An 18,864-nucleotide genomic window follows, 5' to 3' on the forward strand; every position below is an offset into this window, starting at 1 on the left:
CTTCTGCGTCAAAGAGTTTGACATTGAGGGCATCTCACCGGCCCCGCCGGCCCCACCATCGCCACCGACCCCGCCGTTGCCGCCATCGGTGCCATCGCCGCCAGACACACCGGGAGCGCCAGGGGTGAGGGCCGAAGTCCCGTCGGCCCCGGTGAAGCCGTCACCTCCGGACCCGCCGGCTCCGCCGATGCCTATCAACCCCGCTCGGCCGCCGTCGCCACCAAGCCCGCCGACCGCGCCCGCCGCGTGAGCTGTTCCGCCGCTGCCGCCGTCACCGCCGAAGCCCAACAGCAACCCGCCGTAGCCGCCGCTCCCACCGGTGCCGCCACCCATGTCACCGCCGGCGCCGCCGTTGCCGCCGTCGCCAAACAAGCCGGCATGTCCGCCGTGCCCGCCGTCGCCACCACCCGCGGCGCCGTTGCCGCCCGCTCCGCCGTTGCCCACCAGCCATCCGGCGCGACCGCCGGACCCGCCGGTCCCACCCGGAACACCGGCGTTGACGTCACCGAACCCACCGGCGCCGCCGGTACCCCCGTGGCCCCACAGCCAGGCCGCACCGCCGGTTCCCCCGGCGCCTCCGGCGCCGCCGTTGCCGCCAATACCGCCGCTGCCGAACAGCCAGCCGCCATGGCCACCCGAACCGCCAGCAGCGCCCGCACCACCAGCGCCGCCGTTGCCGCCGTTACCGATCAGGCCCGCCGCACCGCCGGCACCGCCGGCCACACCAGGAGTGGTACTGGCGGCGCCGTTGCCGCCGCTGCCGTACAGCAGCCCGCCGGCTTGACCGGCGGCACCCGCTGTGGCGCCGTCGGCGCCATTTCCGATCAGCGGACGACCGAACAATGTCTGAACGGGTGTGTTTACCGCATTGAGTGCCAGCCGTTCGAAATTGGCCAATTCGCTTTGCGCATAGGCCGCGCCGGCGGCGTTCAGAGTCAGCACCAACTGCTCATAAAATGTCGCCACCCGACTGCTGATCTGCTGGTATTCCAGCGCGTTGGTGCCGAACAATTCCGCAATGGCCGCGGACACTTCGTCGGCGGCTGCGGGCAGGAGCGCTGTTGTGCGGGCAGCGACCGCCACATTTGCCGCCCCGATCGTCGATCCGATTTCCGCTAGTTCAGTGGCTGCCGTTGCCACGATTTCTGGCACCACGTAAACCGCAGACACAGAGTCACCACCTGACGCATTGCGTCGACGCCAATGATCAGCCCGACTGAAGAATTAGCTTCTGCGTCAAAGAGTTTGACATTGAGGGCATCTCACCGGCCCCGCATTACGGGGTTCATTTGGAAGTCCAAGAAAAAATGTGCAAGCGTCGGAAAATGGCGTGTTCGGTGGGCCGGCTCAACTGTATTTCAGATCGAATTCCTATATCCACGTCGAGTTTTCAACGCGGAGCCGACTTTTCGGTCGGATATGTTAGGAAACCGACATGAATGGCCAGCGCGTTCTTTACGGCACTGACGTCTCGGTAGTGGTGGTGTCCAGGGTGTCCGTCACGTCACTGGTGTCGGTCGTCTCGGGCGCGCTGCTGGTGGTTGTCACCGTCGTGCTCGTGCTCGTGCTCGTCATGGGAGTATTCGGGCCGCTGTCCTCACCGCTGGATAGCAGCGCGATCAGCGCAGCCCCCAGCACCAGCACCAGTCCCGAGCCCGCGACGGTCAAGATCAAGGTGGTGCGGCTACCGGTCCTGCTCGCTGCGGGCGGTGTCGCGAGCCCACCGGAGTCCGAGGGCGCGAGCACGGTGTGTGCCTCGGCCGGCGGCGGTGGCGGCAGCGTCATGGCAGCCCCGCCCAACGCCGCGCGGGCGGCATCGGCCAGTTCCCCCACGGTCTGGTACCGGGCCTCGGGGTCCTTGGCCATTCCTCTAGCGACCACCGCGTCAAATGCTGGCGGCACATCGGCTGCCAGGACGGTCGGACGCGGCGGCGGTGAGTACAGGTGACCGGAGATCTGTTCTGCGAAGCTGTCCCCGGGGTAGGGCCGTTTACCGGTCAGGCATTCATAGAGGGTGCAGGCCAACGCATACACATCCGCGCGGGCATCCGTAGTGCCCCTGAAGCGTTCGGGTGCAAGGTAGGCCAGTGTGCCCATCGTGAGACCAGTCCCGGTCAGGGCAGTGTCGGTGGTGGTGCGCGCCAGCCCGAAGTCGATCAGATAGACGAAGTTGCGCGTATTGGCGACCAGGATGTTCGACGGTTTGACGTCGCGGTGCACCAAGCCAACCCGGTGGGCACTATCCAGCGCCGCCGCGACCTGTTCGATGACGGCGACCGTTTGCGCCGCGCTAAGCCGACCGCCGTTCTCGACGATGAACTTCCCCAAATCGCGGCCCTCGACCAGGCGCATGTCGACGTACAAGCGTCCGTCGATCTCGCCGAAGCTGTGAATCGGCACCACGTGCGGATCGTTGAGGCTGGCCGCAGTGCGGGCCTCCCGACGGAACCGGTGCTCGAACTCTTTGTCCTCGGCCAGATGCGGGGGCAGCAACTTGATGGCGACGACCCGATCGGTCTGGGTGTCGTAGGCGCGGTAAACCTGGCCCATGCCGCCTTTGCCCAACAGGCCTTGCAGCTGGTAACGACCGAACGAGCTTTCGGCCACGCGTCTCCTCTTAGTCGAGCGTTAGCGACGGACCATCCTGACCGCCGCCGCCGGCGGCGGCGGCCGCGGCGATCTTGTCCAGGGTAGCCAGGCCGTCGCAGTCAAATTGCTGCCGGGGAAAGGAGCCGGAAGCGAGGCGCCGGAGGTTAGACCTTGGGACTAGCTGTCTGACAATGGCGTCGGTGTCGCGGAGGGTTTATTAGTACCGGTGAGGGCTGGGTCGCACGACGGCATTGCGGCTGGTCCAGCGCTTCAGTGTGAATTGTTGAGTTTGAGTGTGAAGCGACGGCTTTCGGTGTTAACCCACGGCGGGAAAATCGGTGAAATTCCGCCCAGGTTGCCCGCGCAAAGTTCAGGATTCACACTCAAAGCCCTGAATTCACACTCATTCAGGCGGCTTCAGACTCGGCGCCGCAAAAGCCAGGTTCACCCAAACGTGGCAGCGCTAGTCCACCCGTACCGATGTGATGATCACGTCCAGGGCCGGGGGTCCTTCCTCACCACCGCCGGCGACGCCGGCCGCGGCGATCTTGTCCAGCGTCGCCAGCCCGTCGTCCTGAATCTTGCCAAACACGGTGTACTCGGGCGGCAGCACCGAGTCGCGGTAAACGAGGAAGAACTGGCTGCTGTTGGTGTTGGGCCCCGAGTTGGCCATAGCGATGGTGCCCCGTGGATAAATGACGGGCTGCTTGAGCTTGGGGTCATTGGCCGGGTACTGGTCGGTGGGGTATTCGTTGGCGAACTGGTAGCCCGGCCCGCCGGTGCCGTCTCCCTTGGGGTCGCCACATTGCAGGACCGATAGCCCAGCAGAGGCCACCAACCGGTGGCACTTGGTGTCCTTGAAGTAATCCTGCCCAGCCAAGCTGGCGAAACTGTTTACCGTGCAAGGTGCTTGGCTGTTGTTCAGCAACAGGCCTATATGTCCCTGGCTGGTTACCATGCTCACGCTCACCGGCGTGGATGTGGCCGGTATCTTGCCGGTGCGCGGCGGCTTGACGTCCTTTCCGGCTTTGCCCGGCGAGGCGGGGTACTGGCAGTTCGCGCCCAGGTTGGCCGGCGCCTTGAACGGCGGCAACGGCGCGGCATCGCCTAGCTGTACCGGCGGTAGGCCGGTGGCCGAGGGCGAGGCGGGCGCGGAACTGCTCGACGCAGCCGACGGCGTGTTGTTGTGGTCGTCCTTGCTGACGACGACGGCGAACACCACTGCCGCCACTACCGCCGCCGCGACGACACCGAGTCCGACGTTGCGCGCCATGCGGCGCCGCTTGGCTTGCTGATTACGTCGCTCGATCTGTCGCTCGAGTTTGCGCTTGGCCGTCGCACGTCGCTGTTGGTTCGTTGGCACGGCCGCCATCTTTCCATGGCTGCGGGGATGGGAAACTGGGACCGTGTTGATCACCGGATTTCCCGCCGGGTTGCTGCAGTGCAATTGCTACGTACTGGCCGAACGTCCAGGAGCCGACGCCGTAATCGTCGACCCGGGCCAGCGCGCGATGGGCCAGCTGCGCAGCATCCTGGACAAAAACCGGCTGACCCCGGCCGCGGTGCTGATTACCCACGGACACATCGATCACATGTGGTCGGCGCAGAAGGTCTCCGACACCTTCGGCTGCCCCACCTACATCCATCCCGAAGACCGGTTCATGCTCAAAGACCCGATCTACGGCCTTGGGCCGCGGGTGGCGCAGTTGTTCGCGGGGGCGTTCTTCCGCGAGCCCAAGCAGGTCGTCGAGCTGGACTCCGATGGCGACAAGATCGACCTCGGCGGCATCTCGGTCAACGTCGACCACACTCCCGGGCACACCCGCGGCTCGGTCTGTTTCCGGATCCTGCAGGCCGCCAAGAACGACGCTGACGTGGTGCTTAGCGGTGACACCCTGTTCGAAAGGTCGATCGGGCGCACCGACCTGTTCGGTGGCAGCGGCCGGGATCTGCTGCGCTCGATCGTCGATAAATTATTGGTGCTCGACGACAAGACCGTGGTACTACCCGGGCATGGCAACTCGACCACCATCGGCGCCGAACGCCGGCTCAACCCGTTCCTCGAAGGCTTGAGCCCGTGAGCGAGTTTGTCGCCCCGAAGGGCGTTCCGGACTACATCCCGCCGGACTCCGCGCAGTTCGTCGCGGTGCGTGACGGGCTGCTCACCGCTGCCCGCCGAGCTGGTTACGGCGACATCGAGTTGCCGATCTTCGAGGACACCGCCCTGTTCGCGCGTGGCGTCGGCGAGTCCACCGACGTGGTGTCCAAGGAGATGTACACCTTCGCCGACCGCGGCGACCGTTCGGTGACGCTGCGGCCCGAGGGCACCGCCGGCGTGGTGCGCGCGGTGATCGAGCACGGCCTGGACCGCGGTGCGTTGCCAGTCAAACTGTGCTACTCCGGGCCGTTCTTCCGCTACGAGCGTCCGCAGGCCGGCAGGTACCGCCAGCTGCAGCAGGTGGGTGTCGAAGCGATCGGTGTGGACGACCCGGCATTGGACGCCGAGGTGATCGCCGTTGCCGACGCCGGATTCCGCTCGTTGGGGCTGGACGGTTTCCGGTTGGAGATCACCTCACTGGGCGACGACAGCTGCCGACCGCAGTACCGGGAATTGTTGCAGGACTTCCTGTTTGGCCTCCCGCTGGACGAGGAGACGCGCCGCCGCGCCGAGCTCAACCCGTTGCGGGTGCTCGACGACAAGCGTCCCGAGATCAAAGCCATGACCGCTGATGCGCCGGTGCTGCTCGATCATCTCTCCGACGCGGCCAAGCAGCATTTCGACACCGTGCTCTCACATCTGGATGCCCTTGGGGTGCCGTATGTGATCAACCCGCGGATGGTGCGCGGCCTGGATTACTACACCAAGACCACCTTCGAGTTCGTGCACGAAGGACTGGGTGCGCAGTCGGGTATTGGCGGCGGCGGCCGTTACGACGGGCTGATGAGTCAGCTTGGGGGACAGGACCTGTCCGGCATCGGGTTTGGGCTCGGGGTGGACCGGACCCTGCTGGCGTTGCGCGCCGAGGGCAAGAGCGTGGGGTCCGCGGCGCGCTGCGACGTGTTTGGTGTGCCGCTGAGCGAGGCGGCCAAGCTGCGGCTCGCGGTGTTGGCCAGCGCGCTGCGGGCCGCGGGTCTCCGCGTCGACCTGGCCTATGGTGACCGCGGGCTCAAGGGCGCGATGCGAGCGGCCGACCGCTCCGGCGCACGGCTGGCGTTGGTTGCCGGAGATCGCGATTTGGACGCGGGGACCATCGGTGTGAAGGACCTCACGTCGGGGGAGCAGGTCTCAGTCCCATTGGATTCCGTTGTGTCGGAGGTTCTTTCGCGTTTCACCCGGTAGGCGTTGAACCGATCCGGCGAAACAACCGTCAAGTTTGCGGTGTTCGAGTAGCCTCACCTACGGTTTGCGTCGTAAGCGACCGGCTCGGGCCCGGTCGCTGGGCAAGGAGGCCCCCTCGGTGTCATATGTAGTCACAGCACCTGACTTCTTGGCCTGTGCCGCAAACGATTTGAGTGCGCTCGGGGCGGCGGTCGAAGTTGCCAACCGGACGGCTGCCGACTCCGTGACGTCGTTGCTGACGGCCGGGGCCGACGAGGTGTCGACGGGCATCGCGGCGCTGTTCAGCGCGCACGGACGCGCCTACCAGGCGGCCAGCGCCCAGGTGGCTCGGTACGGCGAGGGCTTGATGCGCACCATGTCGGCTAGCGCCGAGGCATACCTGAGCGCCGAGCTGTTCAACGCCGCTCAGCAGCCGTTGCCGGCGGCGAGCGTCCGGATCATGGTCCCGGGGGCGGGCCCGCTTTACGCGCCGCGCTGGCTTACCCAGCTACCCTTCGCCGGCCAGATCGCACTGCAAGGCATCAGTGCACCGTTGTCGGTGTCGGTGCTGGAGGCCTACGACCTGCTCAACGGTGTCATCGGGCAGAACTGGTTCCCCAGCAGCCTGGCTCAGGTGGTCAGCTACCCGGCGAGCATGGGCATCGTCAGCGGCAGCTTGTGGGCGCCGACCGTCGACCAGGCCGTGGCAACGGGACGGATCACCCTCAACGAAATGATCACGACGGCGGTCACCGGCGGAAACGCACCGGTGCACGTCGCTGCGCTGTCGCTGGGAACCATCGTGGCCAACCGCGAGCTGGCCTATTTGGCGACCATTCCGAGCGCGCCGCCGCCCGGCACCCTGCAGTTCGCTCTGTTCTCCAGCCCCGAGCTGGGCCTGGCCGCTACCTACTTGCCGACCGGGGCTACCGTGCCGTTCGTCGGCTACACGGTGCAGCCGCTGGCGGTCAGCCAGTACGACGTCAATGTGGTGTTCGGCCAGTATGACTTCTTCGGTAACCCGCCAGACCGGCCGTGGAATCTTCCCGCGGTGGTGAACTCGCTGTTCGGGACGATGTACCAGCACAACGCGCCGTCAGTGGCCTCGATGTCGAACGCGGTGCAGCTGTCCAGCGTGACCAACTCGCTGGGCGGGACGGTCACCACCTACATGATCCCGGCGTCAACTTTGCCCATGTTGCTCCCACTCGTGCAGCTCGGCGTCCCGCAACCGATCGTCACCGGTCTGAACTCGCTGTTGCAGCCGATTGTCAACGCCGGGTATTCGTCGCTGACGCCCGACGCCGGTCCATATTTCTCCGGCGGAGCGCTGGTCGGCTGGCCGACGCTGTCCTGAGTGCTGGCTTATCCGCCTGCCGCCGCGCGCCTACGTGCCGCGCGTGCACGGCCCACCCACGGCGCGAGCGTGCAGAGAATGCCAGCCTGAGCGGCGTGTCGCCGTACATCTGTGCGCGTTCGCCACCGGAAAGGGGACGGCCGTCGCGACAGAGGAGACTTCGTCAGGGCTAGCGTTTGGTCATGAGGGTTTTGCTCGTCGAGGACGAGCCACGGTTGTCGGCGACGTTGTCCCGGGGCTTGACGGCCGAAGGCTGCGTCGTCGTGGCTGTGGGCACCGGAATCGACGGCCTGCACGAGGCAGTCGAAAACAGCTTCGACGTAGTGGTTCTCGACATCATGCTGCCCGGTCACAGTGGATACGAGGTGCTGCGCCGGATGCGTGCCCAGAATATATGGACACCCGTGCTGATGCTGACCGCGAAGGACGGCGAGTACGACCAGACCGACGCATTCGACCTTGGCGCGGATGACTATCTGACGAAGCCATTCTCATTTCGAGTGTTGGTGGCGCGACTGCGCGCGTTGGTGCGACGCGGCGCACCGGAGCGGCCTACGGTCCTCACCGCCGGATCACTGTCACTGGACCCCGCTCGGCACACCGTCCAACGTGATTCCACTCCAATCACTTTGACGCCTCGGGAATACGGACTGCTGGAGTTTCTGATGCGGAGCAAGAACGTGGTGGTGACCAAAACCGAGATACTGCAAAACGTCTGGGACGCGCACTACCACGGTCCTGACAATGTGGTCGAGGTCTATGTCGGATATCTCCGTCGCAAGATCGATGTCCCGTTCGGCACCAATACCATTGAGACGGTGCGTGGTGTCGGTTACCGGTTGATGTGCTGAGGCAAAACCACACGCACCTGGGTTCCGCCGCCGGGTCGGTCATCGATGCTGACCGTGCCGCCGTGTGCGGTGACGACCTCGGCGACGATCGCCAAGCCAAGCCCCGCGCCACCGCCGCTGCGCGAGCGGTCCGAGTCCAGGCGTACGAAGCGCTCGAACACCCGGGTCCGGTCGGCGGGAGAGATGCCGGGACCGTCGTCGCCGACGGTGAGTATGGCTGTTCCACTTTGGCTGTGGACTCCGATCACAACGCACGAATTCGCATGGCGGACAGCATTATCCACAAGGTTGCGGATCACCCGGGAGATTGCCACGGGATCAGCGAGTACCCGCACCGGACGGATGTCGGTCTGAATCGTGTGCGCTCCTTCGCGGCGCACCCGCGCCGCTTCGACTTCGGCGGATTCATCCAGAGACATTTCGTGGGTACGCAGCGCCAGACTCTGCTCGTCGGCGCGGGCCAGCAGCAACAGATCCTCGATCAGTGCCTGCATGCGTTGCGCTTCGGGGAGCAGGGTGTTGATCGCCAACTCTGCATCGAGCAGTTCGGGGTGGGCCTCAGCGACCTCTAACCCGGAGATAATCGTTGACAACGGGCTGCGCAGTTCGTGCGACGCATCGGCGACGAATCGCTTCTGCGTTCGGTGCCCGGCCTCGATGCGCGACAGCATCTCATTCATGGTGTGCGCCAAGGCCGCTATCTCGTCGCGGCTGGGAGGTACTGGCACCCGTTCGGACAGGTCCGACATGGAGATTTCGGCAACTCTGGTACGGATTGCGTCAACCGATTGCAACGAGCGCCGGACGAGCCGGTAACTGGCCGCCGCAGCCACCGCCACGATAATTGGTGCGCCACAAGCCAATAGCAGCGCGACAGTCCGTGCCGTCGCCTCCACCGCCTCGCTGCCCCCGCCGACGAGCACCGTGTAATCACCGGCCGGGGTGCTGACCCGCTGGCCGGATAAACGCATGTCGTCATTGGCCACCGCATCGTCGGGTATGCCGCGGCGCAGGTTGTGGTCGAAATCGGCGATGGGCAGCAACGGCGTTTCCGGCGCCGGCCCCGACCGCCTGACTACCTTGCCCTCGGGATCGATCAATTGGACAGCGACCACGCGTTGGTCAGTGGCCAATAGCGCGCGGTCAAGGTTGTCGGGTAATCGGGTCTGCAAGGCGTCGCCAATGTTGCGCACTCTGGCGGCGGTCGCATCGTCAACACTGGCCAGCAACGTGCGGTACAGAATCACGTCCAACGCGGTGCCCGCAACGCCGAGCGCCACCAGGACGACCAGTGCCGACAGGGCGGCCGAGCGCGCGGAGATGCCCAACTCGGAGGGCCGAAGGATTCCAACCACACGCACAGTCTGATTCTGCAGGCCTGAGAGTCGGCTGAGAACACTGCCAAGCATCGAGGTCAAGCGGCTTCTCAGCGGCTTCTCAGCGCGCCGTCCATACGCTGCGCTGCTATGACCACGAGACCTATCGTCGAGGATGTTGCCAGCGCGCTGAGCAGGCCGCGGTTGCGCGGTTGGATCCACCTCTACTGCGCGATTGCCGCGACTTTCGGGGGCGCGGCACTGGTGGTGATGTCGTGGGCGATGGCATCCAAGCGGGCCGGGCACGCGACGCTCGCATACGCCCTTGCCATCGTCGCGATGTTTGCTGTCAGTGCGATCTATCACCGTGTCCACTGGGCGTCACCGGCTGCCAGGCTGTGGATGCGGCGGCTCGATCACTCGATGATCTTCGTGTTCATCGCGGGCACCTATACACCGTTCGCGCGGCTGGCCATGCCACACGCGACCGGACAAGTGGTGCTGGCCATCGTGTGGGGCGGCGCCCTGGCCGGGATCATGCTCACGCTGTTCTGGCCGTCGGCGCCACGCTGGGTGGGTGTGACGCTCTATCTGCTGTTGGGCTGGGTGGCCGTCTGGTACATGGGCTTGATCCTGCACAACGTCGGGCCCGTTGCGACAGCGTTACTGATCGCCGGCGGCTTGCTGTACAGCATCGGCGGGGTGGCGTACGGACTGCGACGGCCCGATCCGTGGCCGGCGACGTTCGGCTATCACGAGTTCTTCCATGCGTGTACCGCGCTCGCGGCGGTTTGCCAATACATCGCTATTTGGTACGCGGTCTTCTGAAGTCACAGAAAGGAATTCGGTAAATGCAAGGCGTATACGGCGCGTTCGTCGCGATTTTTCTGGTAGGCCTGCGGGAGGGCCTGGAAGTGACGCTGTTGGTGAGCATCGCCGCGGCGTTTTTAAAGCGCAGCGGCGTCTCGGTTCGTCCGATGTTTGCTGCGATCGGCGTCGCTGTGGCGATCAGCATCGGTATCGGTGTCGGGCTCAATCTGCTTTCGACGAGCCTGCCCGCGGCGCAGCAGGAGATGATGGCAACGGTCGTCGGTGTGATAGCGGTGGCGTTTATGACCTCCATGATCATCTGGATGACCCGCAATGCCGGTCGGCTTCAAGGTGAGGTGGAGGACGAGGCCAGGCAGGCGATCATTCAAGGCGGTTCGGCGGGCCTGGTCCTCATGGCCTTCCTCGCCGTGCTGAAAGAAGGCTTCGAGTTGTCGGTGTTCATGCTCGCGGCCGCAGATACGGCGCACGACAACCGTTGGGTTGCTGTGCTCGGTGGCGCGGTCGGCATCGCGGTGTCGATAGCGATGGGTGTCGGTCTGTACTTCGGCGGCATGAAGCTGGATCTCCAGCGGTTCTTCCGCGTGACAGGGGTGTTCCTCGTGCTGATTGCCGCCGGGTTGCTGCTTAACACATTGCGTAGTGCGTATGAAGCGGGTTGGCTGACGATTGCCCAGCAACAGCTCTTTGACCTGTCGTCTTGGATCCCCGAAAGCTCAATACAGGGCGCGGTCGTCACTGGGCTCTTCGGTATACCTGCCGATCCTCGGCTCATCGAGGTGCTGGGCTGGTTGCTCTATGTCGTACCGGTGCTCGCGGTTCTGTTTCTGCCCGCTCGGCGCCGCACCACGGCTCCAGCTATGGCCGGCGGATGACAAAAATCGCATCGGTGGTCGGCCGCCAACTGTTGGACTGCAAGGCTCGGCCGTTGGTGGAGGTCGAAATCCGGACTGACACAGGATATGTCGGTCGCGGGGCAGCACCGACCGGCAGTACGGTCGGCGTGCACGAGGCGTTCGTGCTGCGCGACGGCGACCGCAGCGAATACAACGGGCTCAGCGTGCACCGCGCCGTCGCCGCCGTGACCGACGAAATTGCTCCAATCCTGATCGGCGCAGAGCTCGATGACCCGCGGTCCCTGGACCGGGTGATGATCGAACTCGACGGAACGGCGGACAAGCACCGGCTTGGCGGAAACGCGATCTATTCCACCTCGGTCGCGCTACTGCGTGCAGCCGCAGCGGCGGCGGGCCTGCCCACATACTCCTTCGTCGGTGCACTGCTTGGGTTGCCGCCGCCGGCCGCCGTTCCAGTACCCAGCTTCAACATGGTCAACGGCGGCCATTACCAGAACGTCTTGCAGACCATCAACGAGTTCCTCGTGGTGCCCTACCGCGCGGACTCCATCGCCCAAGCGGTCGAGAAAGGGGTGAGACTTTTCGGCGTCTTGGGCGAGGTACTCGAAGAACGCCTCGGCCGTCCGCCGTTGATTGCACCGTCCTACGGATATGTTGCTCCGTCCGGCGACCCGCGAGTCGTCCTGGAAGTGCTTTCCGAGGCCGTCGAGCGGGCCGGCTGTGCCGACATCATGGCGTTCGCACTGGACTGCGCATCGAGTGCGGTGTACGACAGCACCACGCAGACATACGCGCTCAACGGCGAGCGGGTGACCGCGGACGCTCTGATCGACTACGTGCGGGAGCTGGCCCACGACTTTCCAATGGTGTTCGTCGAGGACCTGCTTGACGCAGACGATTGGGACGGGTTCGCCAAAGCGGTTCAAACGGTCGACCGCTCGCTCATCCTCGGCGACGATCTGATCGTCACCAACCGCGCGCGCCTGGAACGGGCCGTAATGACGTCGGCCGTGGACGGTTTGGTACTCAAACCCAACCAGGTCGGCAGTGTTGCTGAAGCGCTGGATTGCTACGAATACGCCTCGCAGCACGGGATTTTGGCAATCCCGTCGGGTCGTTCGGGTGGTGTTATCGACGACGTGGTGATGGATCTGGCAGTGGGACTCGGGGCGCCATTCCAGAAGAATGGCGCGCCGCGGTCGGGAGAGCGCATCGAGAAGCTCAACTTTCTGCTGCGCACGGCCGAGCGCATCCCAGACTGCGCCCTGGCGGACGTGGCTGCGCTGGTGCGGTTTTAGGGACTTGACGTCCTAGTCGAACTAGTGTTCGACTACAGGTATGCGCTGGGCAGGCCAGGCGGTCGCAATCAACGGGACACCGGTGGAGGAAGGTGCGCTGCCGGGCCTGCAGCGCCTGGGTCTGGTCAAGAGCGTGCGCGTGCCACAGTTCGAGGGCATGACGTTCCACGAGGTGTTGTGCAAGACGGCGCTGAATAAGGTGCCCAATGCGGCCGCCCTGCCGTTCGAATACACCGTCAACGGGTATCGGGGCTGCTCGCATGCCTGCCGCTACTGTTTCGCCCGCCCCACCCACGAATACCTGGACTTCGACTCCGGCGCCGACTTCGACACCCAGGTTGTAGTCAAGACCAATGTGGTCGAGGTGCTGCGCCGGGAGTTGCGACGGCCGTCCTGGCGACGCCAGACCATCGCGCTGGGTACCAACACCGATCCGTATCAGCGGGCAGAGGGCCGCTACGAGCTAATGCCGGGAATCATCAACGCGCTGGCCGAATCGGGGACGCCGCTGTCGATCCTGACCAAGGGCACGCTGCTGCGCAGGGACTTAACACTGATTGCGGCTGCGGCGCAACAGGTTCCGTTGTCGGTAGCGGTATCGCTGGCGGTTGGGGACCCGGAACTGCACCGCGATGTCGAGCCGGGCACGCCGACACCGCAAGCGCGATTGGCGCTGATTACCGCCATCCGCGATGCCGGGCTCGACTGCCACGTCATGGTGGCGCCGGTGCTGCCGCACCTCACCGACTCCGCCGAACACCTCGACGGGCTGCTGAGCCAAATCGCGGCCGCGGGCGCTACCAGCGTCACCGTGTTCGGCCTGCACCTGCGGGGCTCCACGCGCGGCTGGTTCATGTCATGGCTGGCGCGCGCACATCCCGAGTTGACCGGCCGATACCGCCAGTTGTACCGGCGCGGCGCCTACCTGCCGCCCAGCTACCGCGACATGCTGCGCGAACGAGCCCAGCCGCTGATCGCAAGGTATGGGCTCAACCGCGACCAGCGCTTCTCCTCGAACGCGGTGGCCGCGGAGGTGTCGGCGCCAATGCAGCCGACCCTTTTCTAGCGCCGCGGTTTGGTCAGCGTGAATTGATCCAGCACGCGCACCGCGCCGTAGGGGCCATTCACCCCGTAGTACGTCGCCTTGATCGACGTGTTGCCACCCGGCGCACCCGGATCGACGTCGAAAGCCGCGAAACCGTAAGGATTCTCGCGGTCTCGAAACGCCGACCACGGCGCGTCCTCCATCACGTAGATCGGCGCTTTGTGCCCCGTCGCAGGATCGAGTTCGCCGACGCCAGTGATCACCTGGCACCGCAGGTCGCCGAAGAACAAGCCGTTGGTGGGTTTTGACGTGCCGCCACCACCGATGACGACGTGCACGGTCCCGCGGGTCACGTCGATGACGTCATTGCGAGTATCGACGGGTATCGGTGTCCGGGTATCGGTGCCGAGCGTGCCGCGCAGCGGATGCGAACGCTCGTAGTGGTGTTCGTGCCCGCACAGCACCAGATCGACCTGGTACTGGTCGAACAACGGTAGCCATTCCTGGCGGATGCCCAGGTCGGCTCCGTTGGCCTTGGCTGTCGAGATCGCGGTTTGGTGCATGCAAACCACCACCCAGTCGATCCCCGGATCGCGGCGCGCCGCGTCGAGTTCGCCGGTAAGCCAACGTTTTTGCTCGCCACCGGAATAGCCGTGGATGTAGGAGTTGCCGCCGTCCTGATAGGCCACGTCGTCGTTGTTGAGGCTGATTACCCGCACCGAACCGGCGGTGAACGAATACCACAATCCGCGCAGTTGCGCACTGGCACCCGAATCGGGCACCGAGAAGTAGGTCTGGTAGGCGCCGTAACCGATTGGGCCGTTACCTAATTCGTTCTCGTGGTTGCCCGCGGCCGGCATCCAGGGCCGGTAGCGTGCCGAACGGCTGTTGTTGGCAAACCAATCCGACCAGGTGCGGATCCGGTCCTGGGCCAGGTTGGCGTAGCACAGGTCGCCGTTGACCAGGTTGAACAACGGCGCCAGGCGCTCGATAGCCACCGTGGTATCGCCGGCCGCGGGCGACCCGATGTGGTCGTTGACGTACTTGCCGTCGGTCAGTTTGCTCAGCGTCGGGGTCGATTGGTCACCGAAACTTGTGAAACGGAACGGCTTTCGACCAGACGGTGCCGTTCGCAGGGTGCCCAGCGCGGGCTCGGTGCCGTCGTGCACCGCGGCGTAGACGTAGTCGGTGTCCGGTGTCAGACCCGTCAGCCGCGCATGATTGACTCGAACCTCGGTGTTGGACTTGGCATCTCGGTAGGTGCGCGTCTGGGCGGCCACGGTGCTGCCGAAACCGGATGTCGGTGTCCCCAGCATGACCCTTGGATTGCGGACCGGATCGGTGGTGTGCCAGGACACTACCGCCTCGGTGCCGGCGTCCCGGCCGAATTGCAGATGCAGCCCGCCCACCGGCGGCGCTCCGCTGCGATCCGGCTGATACCAGACGCCGCGCGGTTGCGACCACAACAGGGCCGCCCCGCCCACGCCGACGCCCGCACCGATCACACCGGCCACCGCGCCGGTCGTCAACAGCGTGCGGCGACTGACGGTCGGTGGCGGATCGGCCTGTTCCGGGTCGTCGCTCATGGGTGCTTCATACCGGACCCAAGTGAACGTGCGGTTCCAGCAACGCTGCCTGCCCGGTCGCCGGTGGATTCGCCGCTAGCCACTCCCGGGGTCGCCGCATCGCAGCCTCCGAAAAACACGAATGCATGAATGGTAAGGACGATCGGTCCGGATTTGGTAGGTAACGAATCCGGTAGCGTTTCCGATATGACGAACGTGGCAAAACTGGCAAGCGCGGTCGCAGCGGGCTTTCTCGGCGCAGCTGTGGTTGCTGCGATCCCGCCCGCAACCTCACATGCTGACCCGGCCGGACACCAGGTGACCTACACGATCACCGCTACCGGCAACCTGAGCGGCAGCGTGCGGTACATGAACAGCGATCCACCCAGCCAGGCGGCCTTCGAAGGCAATTCGTCGCAATTCTTGAACACCGTTTCGACGCCGTTCAGCCCCGGCGAACCGCTGGTGTACACCGCCACGCTGGCCAACCCGAATCAGTGGGCGTACGTCAGCGCCAGCGGCGGGTGCAAGTGGCCGGATTGCAGCTCCGGTGTCATCGCCGAACTGCGTTGCGAGATTGCCGTCGATGGACAGGTGGTGGCAACGAACAACGCCACCACCGCGGTGACCTGTACGACGCGCCCCTGGTAGTCAAGCCTCAGGTGCCGGTGACGATCACAACCTGAGCCGGTTGCGCGCCGAGTGCTCTGAGTTTGTGACCCACCGACGCGTCGAAGTAGGCACTGTCGCCGGTGTCCAGTCTGATCGTCTGATCGCCGTAGGCCAGTTCGACGGTGCCGGTGTGCACGAAGACGAACTCCTGCCCGGGGTGTACGGGATGCGGGTCGTCGGAGACGGCCTGAGTGGGTCGAACGACGAACGGCGACATGGTCTTTCCGAGCATGCGGGCCGCTAGAGCGCGGTAACGGTCTGCACCGGGATCGGCGCGGTCGACGGTGATCGTGGCGTCGGCTGCATCCTGGGAGAACAGACGTCCGACGTCGACGTCGAGGGCGCGGGCAACCTTGATGGCCACCGCGATGGACGGCGTGCTGTGACCGCGCTCGATTTTAGATAGGTAGCTCTTGGTAAGGCCGGTCTGCTCGGCCAGTCGTTCCAGCGTGAGGCCGCGTTGTCTGCGGACGGCGCGGAGCAGTGCTGTCACCGGAAGGCCTCTCATGACACAAAGTTTCCTAAAGTGCTACTATTGTGTCACATCGCTGCAGCCGAGGGGAGTCGCTGATGGCCAGCACATTCGCCGATTCGAAAGTCGATCTGATGGCCCGCGCGCAGGAACGCTTGGACGCCCAAGATCTCGATTCGCGGTTGACCACCCGACAGAAGATCGCGCTCACTTGCCGCGCATTGTTCGACGCCGGTCACGACTCCGGGCTGGCCGGGCAGATCACCGCCCGCGCGGAGACCCCCGGCACCTACTACACCCAACAGCTGGGTCTGGGTTTCGACGAGATCACCGAGGACAACCTGCTCTTGGTCGACGAGGACCTCAACGTCCTCGAGGGTTCCGGAATGGCCAACCCCGCCAACCGTTTTCACAGCTGGGTCTATCGTGCGCGCCCCGACGTGCAGTGCATCGTGCATACCCACCCCTTCCACGTGGCCGCCCTGTCCATGCTGGAGGTGCCGCTGGTCGTCTCGCACATGGACACCACACCGCTATACGGCGACTGCGCGTTTCTGGCCCACTGGCCCGGTGTGCCGGTCGGCAACGAGGAAGGCGAGATCATCACCGCCGCCCTAGGCGACAAGAAGGCCGCGCTGCTGGCGCACCACGGGCAGTTGGTGGCAGGTGCCAGCGTGGAGGAGGCGTGCTCACTGGCGGTGCTGATCGAGCGCGCCGCCAAGCTGCAACTGGCCGCCATGGCCGCCGGCACCATCAAGGAACTCCCCGAGGAGTTGGCCCGTGAGGCCCACGACTGGACGCTGACACCCGCGCGCAGCCGAGCCAACTTCGCCTACTACGCCCGGCGCGCCCTGGCACGTCACCCCGACGCTCTGAACAGCTGAGCCCCTGTCCGCCAACAGAATTCGAGGAACAGTGTCCCAAAAGATCCACGGCATCATCGCCTACCCGATCACCCCATTCACCGCTGACACGACGGGGATCGACACCGAGCGCCTACACGCGCTCGTCGATCGGCTGGTCCGGTCCGGGGTGCACGCGATCGCGCCGCTGGGCAGCACCGGCGAACTGGCCTACCTGGACGAGACCGAATTCGACACCGTCGTCGACACCACCATGGCCGCGGTCGACGGACGGGTACCGGTGGTCGTCGGCGTATCGGATCTGACCACCGCCAAGACAATCCGGCGAGCCCAATACGCCGAGCAGGCCGGAGCTGAGGCGGTCATGATCCTGCCCGTGTCCTACTGGAAGCTGACCGATCGCGAGATCGCCCAGCACTATCGCAGCATTGGGGAATCCATCGGCATCCCGATCATGGCCTACAACAACCCGGCCACCAGTGGTGTGGACATGAGCCCCGAACTGCTGGTCACCATGTTCGACAACATCGACAACGTCACGATGGTCAAGGAGTCCACCGGCGACCTGAACCGGATGCGGCGCATCGCCGAACTCAGTGACGGCCAGTTGCCCTACTACAACGGCAGCAATCCGTTGGTGCTCGATGCGTTGAAGGTTGGCGCCTCCGGATGGTGCACGGCCGCACCGAATTTGCGGCCACAGCCGTGCATCGACCTGTACAACGCGGTGCGCGCCGACGATCTCGAAAAAGCGCAAATTCTCTACGACGACCTCAAGCCGCTGTTGCAGTTCATCGTCGCGGGCGGACTGCCTACGACCGTGAAGGCTGGACTCGACCTACTCGGCTTCCCGGTCGGCGATCCGCGGGCGCCGCTGCTGGCCCTGGACGAGCACGGCCGAACCGAACTGCGGGGCCTGCTGACCGGCGCGTGAGTCCTACCCCAGATCGTTGGTCTTGAATGTGTCGCACTTGTTCGGCTCGCCGGTCGAGTATCCGACGGTGAACCACTTCTGGCGTTGCGTCGACGATCCGTGCGTCCAGGATTCCGGGTTGGTCCGGCCGGTCACTTGCTGCTGGATGCGGTCGTCACCGACCGAAGCCGCCGCCGACAGGGCATCCTGAATGTCCTTGTCGGTCAACGGCTGAAGGAACGGCGCACCGGTGCTGTCCTGCTTCACCGTCGACGCGTAATGCGCCCACACCCCGGCGTAGCAGTCGGCCTGTAGCTCGGTGCGCACACCGGTTCCGGTGGCTCCTTGGGCCCCCGACTGGCCCCCGCGCAGCACCCCGAGCAGATTCTGCACATGGTGGCCGTATTCGTGGGCCACCACGTATTCCTCCGCGAAAGGCCCTCCGCTGGAACCGAATTGAGTTACCAGCACCTGGAAGAAATCGGTGTCGAAATAGGCCGTCTTGTCCGCCGGGCAGTAGAACGGCCCGACATCGCTACTGGCCGGCCCGCATCCCGTGCTGACCTGCCCGCTGAACAGCCGCAGGCGCGGACGCGTGTAGTTGGTCATCAACTGCTTCCAAACCGCGTCCAGTGAGTTGCTGGTGGCGACCACGCGACACTGCACGTACTTGTTGGCATCGGCACCGGTCTTGCACCTGCTCAAGTCGAAACCGGGTGCCACGTCGTCGCTGGCCTCGACCGGCTGCTGGCTGATCACGCCACCAGGGTCGACGCCGAGCAACATTGCCACCACCACGATCAGCAACCCGCCGATGCCGCCACCGATAGCGATCCGGCCCATCCCGCCACCGCCGGACGACGACGCGCTGCTGGTGTCGATCTGCATACCCTCGTTGAAGGTCATCGCATGCTCCCCA

At 65.1% G+C, this 18,864-nt stretch carries 17 protein-coding genes and 1 pseudogene; 11 read left to right on the forward strand and 7 right to left on the reverse strand.

Annotation, left to right across the window (positions count from 1 at the left end; all coding sequences use genetic code 11):
• From A5634_RS25075 to A5634_RS25085, 3 genes and pseudogenes are all read right to left on the reverse strand, one after another.
• A partial coding sequence (locus A5634_RS25075) for a PE family protein (RefSeq protein ID WP_155769725.1) occupies nt 1–1,170 on the reverse strand: 1,170 nt, incomplete at its 3' end.
• A 390-nt stretch (nt 1,171–1,560) separates the two neighbouring features.
• A pseudogene (locus A5634_RS25080) lies at nt 1,561–2,607 on the reverse strand (serine/threonine-protein kinase); the annotation flags it as partial.
• Between the two features lie 445 nt (nt 2,608–3,052).
• Entirely contained in the window at nt 3,053–3,952 is a 900-nt protein-coding gene (locus tag A5634_RS25085) for a peptidylprolyl isomerase (protein ID WP_065146822.1), read from the reverse strand.
• A gap of 43 nt (nt 3,953–3,995) precedes the next feature.
• On the opposite strand from A5634_RS25085, the gene A5634_RS25090 reads away from it, so the two are divergent.
• From A5634_RS25090 to A5634_RS25105, 4 genes are all read left to right on the forward strand, one after another.
• Complete coding sequence (locus A5634_RS25090) at nt 3,996–4,670, forward strand: MBL fold metallo-hydrolase (protein WP_065146733.1); 675 nt, start codon at nt 3,996–3,998, stop codon at nt 4,668–4,670.
• Nucleotides 4,667–5,929: a histidine--tRNA ligase gene (gene hisS, locus A5634_RS25095; protein ID WP_065146734.1), complete on the forward strand. Its 1,263-nt coding sequence runs from the start codon at nt 4,667–4,669 to the stop codon at nt 5,927–5,929. The genes A5634_RS25090 and hisS overlap by 4 nt, the downstream gene beginning before the upstream one ends.
• A 118-nt stretch (nt 5,930–6,047) precedes the next feature.
• Nucleotides 6,048–7,265, forward strand: a complete 1,218-nt coding sequence (locus A5634_RS25100; protein ID WP_065146735.1) for a PE-PPE domain-containing protein — start codon at nt 6,048–6,050, stop codon at nt 7,263–7,265.
• Nucleotides 7,266–7,447: 182 nt separating this feature from the next.
• Nucleotides 7,448–8,116 carry a response regulator transcription factor gene (locus A5634_RS25105; RefSeq protein ID WP_065146736.1) on the forward strand — a complete coding sequence of 223 codons (669 nt, stop codon included), beginning with the start codon at nt 7,448–7,450 and terminating at the stop codon, nt 8,114–8,116.
• On the opposite strand, the gene A5634_RS25110 is transcribed toward A5634_RS25105, so the two are convergent.
• On the reverse strand, nt 8,098–9,477 hold the full coding sequence (locus A5634_RS25110; protein WP_065146737.1) for a sensor histidine kinase: 1,380 nt from the start codon (nt 9,475–9,477) through the stop codon (nt 8,098–8,100). The two genes, A5634_RS25105 and A5634_RS25110, sit on opposite strands and share 19 nt — an antisense overlap.
• 105 nt (nt 9,478–9,582) lie before the next feature.
• Here A5634_RS25110 and trhA point away from each other — a divergent pair, with 105 nt between their 5' ends.
• From trhA to A5634_RS25130, 4 genes are read left to right on the forward strand one after another with little or no spacing between them, the layout of a single operon-like run.
• Nucleotides 9,583–10,260 carry a PAQR family membrane homeostasis protein TrhA gene (trhA, locus tag A5634_RS25115; protein WP_065146738.1) on the forward strand — a complete coding sequence of 226 codons (678 nt, stop codon included), beginning with the start codon at nt 9,583–9,585 and terminating at the stop codon, nt 10,258–10,260.
• Between the two features lie 23 nt (nt 10,261–10,283).
• Nucleotides 10,284–11,135: an FTR1 family iron permease gene (locus tag A5634_RS25120; protein WP_065146739.1), complete on the forward strand. Its 852-nt coding sequence runs from the start codon at nt 10,284–10,286 to the stop codon at nt 11,133–11,135.
• Nucleotides 11,132–12,415 (forward strand): phosphopyruvate hydratase, encoded by a 1,284-nt coding sequence (eno, locus tag A5634_RS25125; protein WP_065146740.1) that lies wholly within the window; start codon nt 11,132–11,134, stop codon nt 12,413–12,415. Before A5634_RS25120 ends, eno begins: the two co-directional genes overlap by 4 nt.
• A gap of 40 nt (nt 12,416–12,455) precedes the next feature.
• The gene (locus tag A5634_RS25130) at nt 12,456–13,481 is read left to right on the forward strand and encodes an Rv2578c family radical SAM protein (RefSeq protein WP_065146741.1); all 1,026 of its coding nucleotides are present in this window, start codon (nt 12,456–12,458) and stop codon (nt 13,479–13,481) included.
• Here A5634_RS25130 and A5634_RS25135 read toward each other — a convergent pair.
• The gene (locus tag A5634_RS25135; protein WP_065146742.1) at nt 13,478–15,046 is read right to left on the reverse strand and encodes a purple acid phosphatase family protein; all 1,569 of its coding nucleotides are present in this window, start codon (nt 15,044–15,046) and stop codon (nt 13,478–13,480) included. The two genes, A5634_RS25130 and A5634_RS25135, sit on opposite strands and share 4 nt — an antisense overlap.
• A 186-nt stretch (nt 15,047–15,232) precedes the next feature.
• On the opposite strand from A5634_RS25135, the gene A5634_RS25140 reads away from it, so the two are divergent.
• Nucleotides 15,233–15,676, forward strand: a complete 444-nt coding sequence (locus A5634_RS25140; RefSeq protein ID WP_065146743.1) for a hypothetical protein — start codon at nt 15,233–15,235, stop codon at nt 15,674–15,676.
• A gap of 7 nt (nt 15,677–15,683) precedes the next feature.
• On the opposite strand, the gene A5634_RS25145 is transcribed toward A5634_RS25140, so the two are convergent.
• Nucleotides 15,684–16,190 (reverse strand): helix-turn-helix domain-containing protein, encoded by a 507-nt coding sequence (locus tag A5634_RS25145; RefSeq protein WP_065146744.1) that lies wholly within the window; start codon nt 16,188–16,190, stop codon nt 15,684–15,686.
• 77 nt (nt 16,191–16,267) lie between these two features.
• On the opposite strand from A5634_RS25145, the gene A5634_RS25150 reads away from it, so the two are divergent.
• Both A5634_RS25150 and A5634_RS25155 read left to right on the forward strand, forming a co-directional pair.
• Nucleotides 16,268–17,053: an aldolase gene (locus A5634_RS25150; protein ID WP_065146745.1), complete on the forward strand. Its 786-nt coding sequence runs from the start codon at nt 16,268–16,270 to the stop codon at nt 17,051–17,053.
• Between the two features lie 31 nt (nt 17,054–17,084).
• Nucleotides 17,085–17,966: a dihydrodipicolinate synthase family protein gene (locus tag A5634_RS25155; RefSeq protein ID WP_253861900.1), complete on the forward strand. Its 882-nt coding sequence runs from the start codon at nt 17,085–17,087 to the stop codon at nt 17,964–17,966.
• 3 nt (nt 17,967–17,969) lie between these two features.
• Here the strand turns inward: A5634_RS25155 and ypfJ are convergent, their stop codons facing one another.
• Nucleotides 17,970–18,851, reverse strand: coding sequence for a KPN_02809 family neutral zinc metallopeptidase (gene ypfJ / locus A5634_RS25160; RefSeq protein WP_065146747.1), 882 nt, complete (start codon nt 18,849–18,851; stop codon nt 17,970–17,972).
• Nucleotides 18,852–18,864: the final 13 nt, after the last annotated feature.

Origin of the sequence: Mycobacterium asiaticum, from assembly GCF_001673365.1 — a bacterium.
GTDB classification, from domain to species: Bacteria; Actinomycetota; Actinomycetes; order Mycobacteriales; family Mycobacteriaceae; genus Mycobacterium; species Mycobacterium asiaticum_A.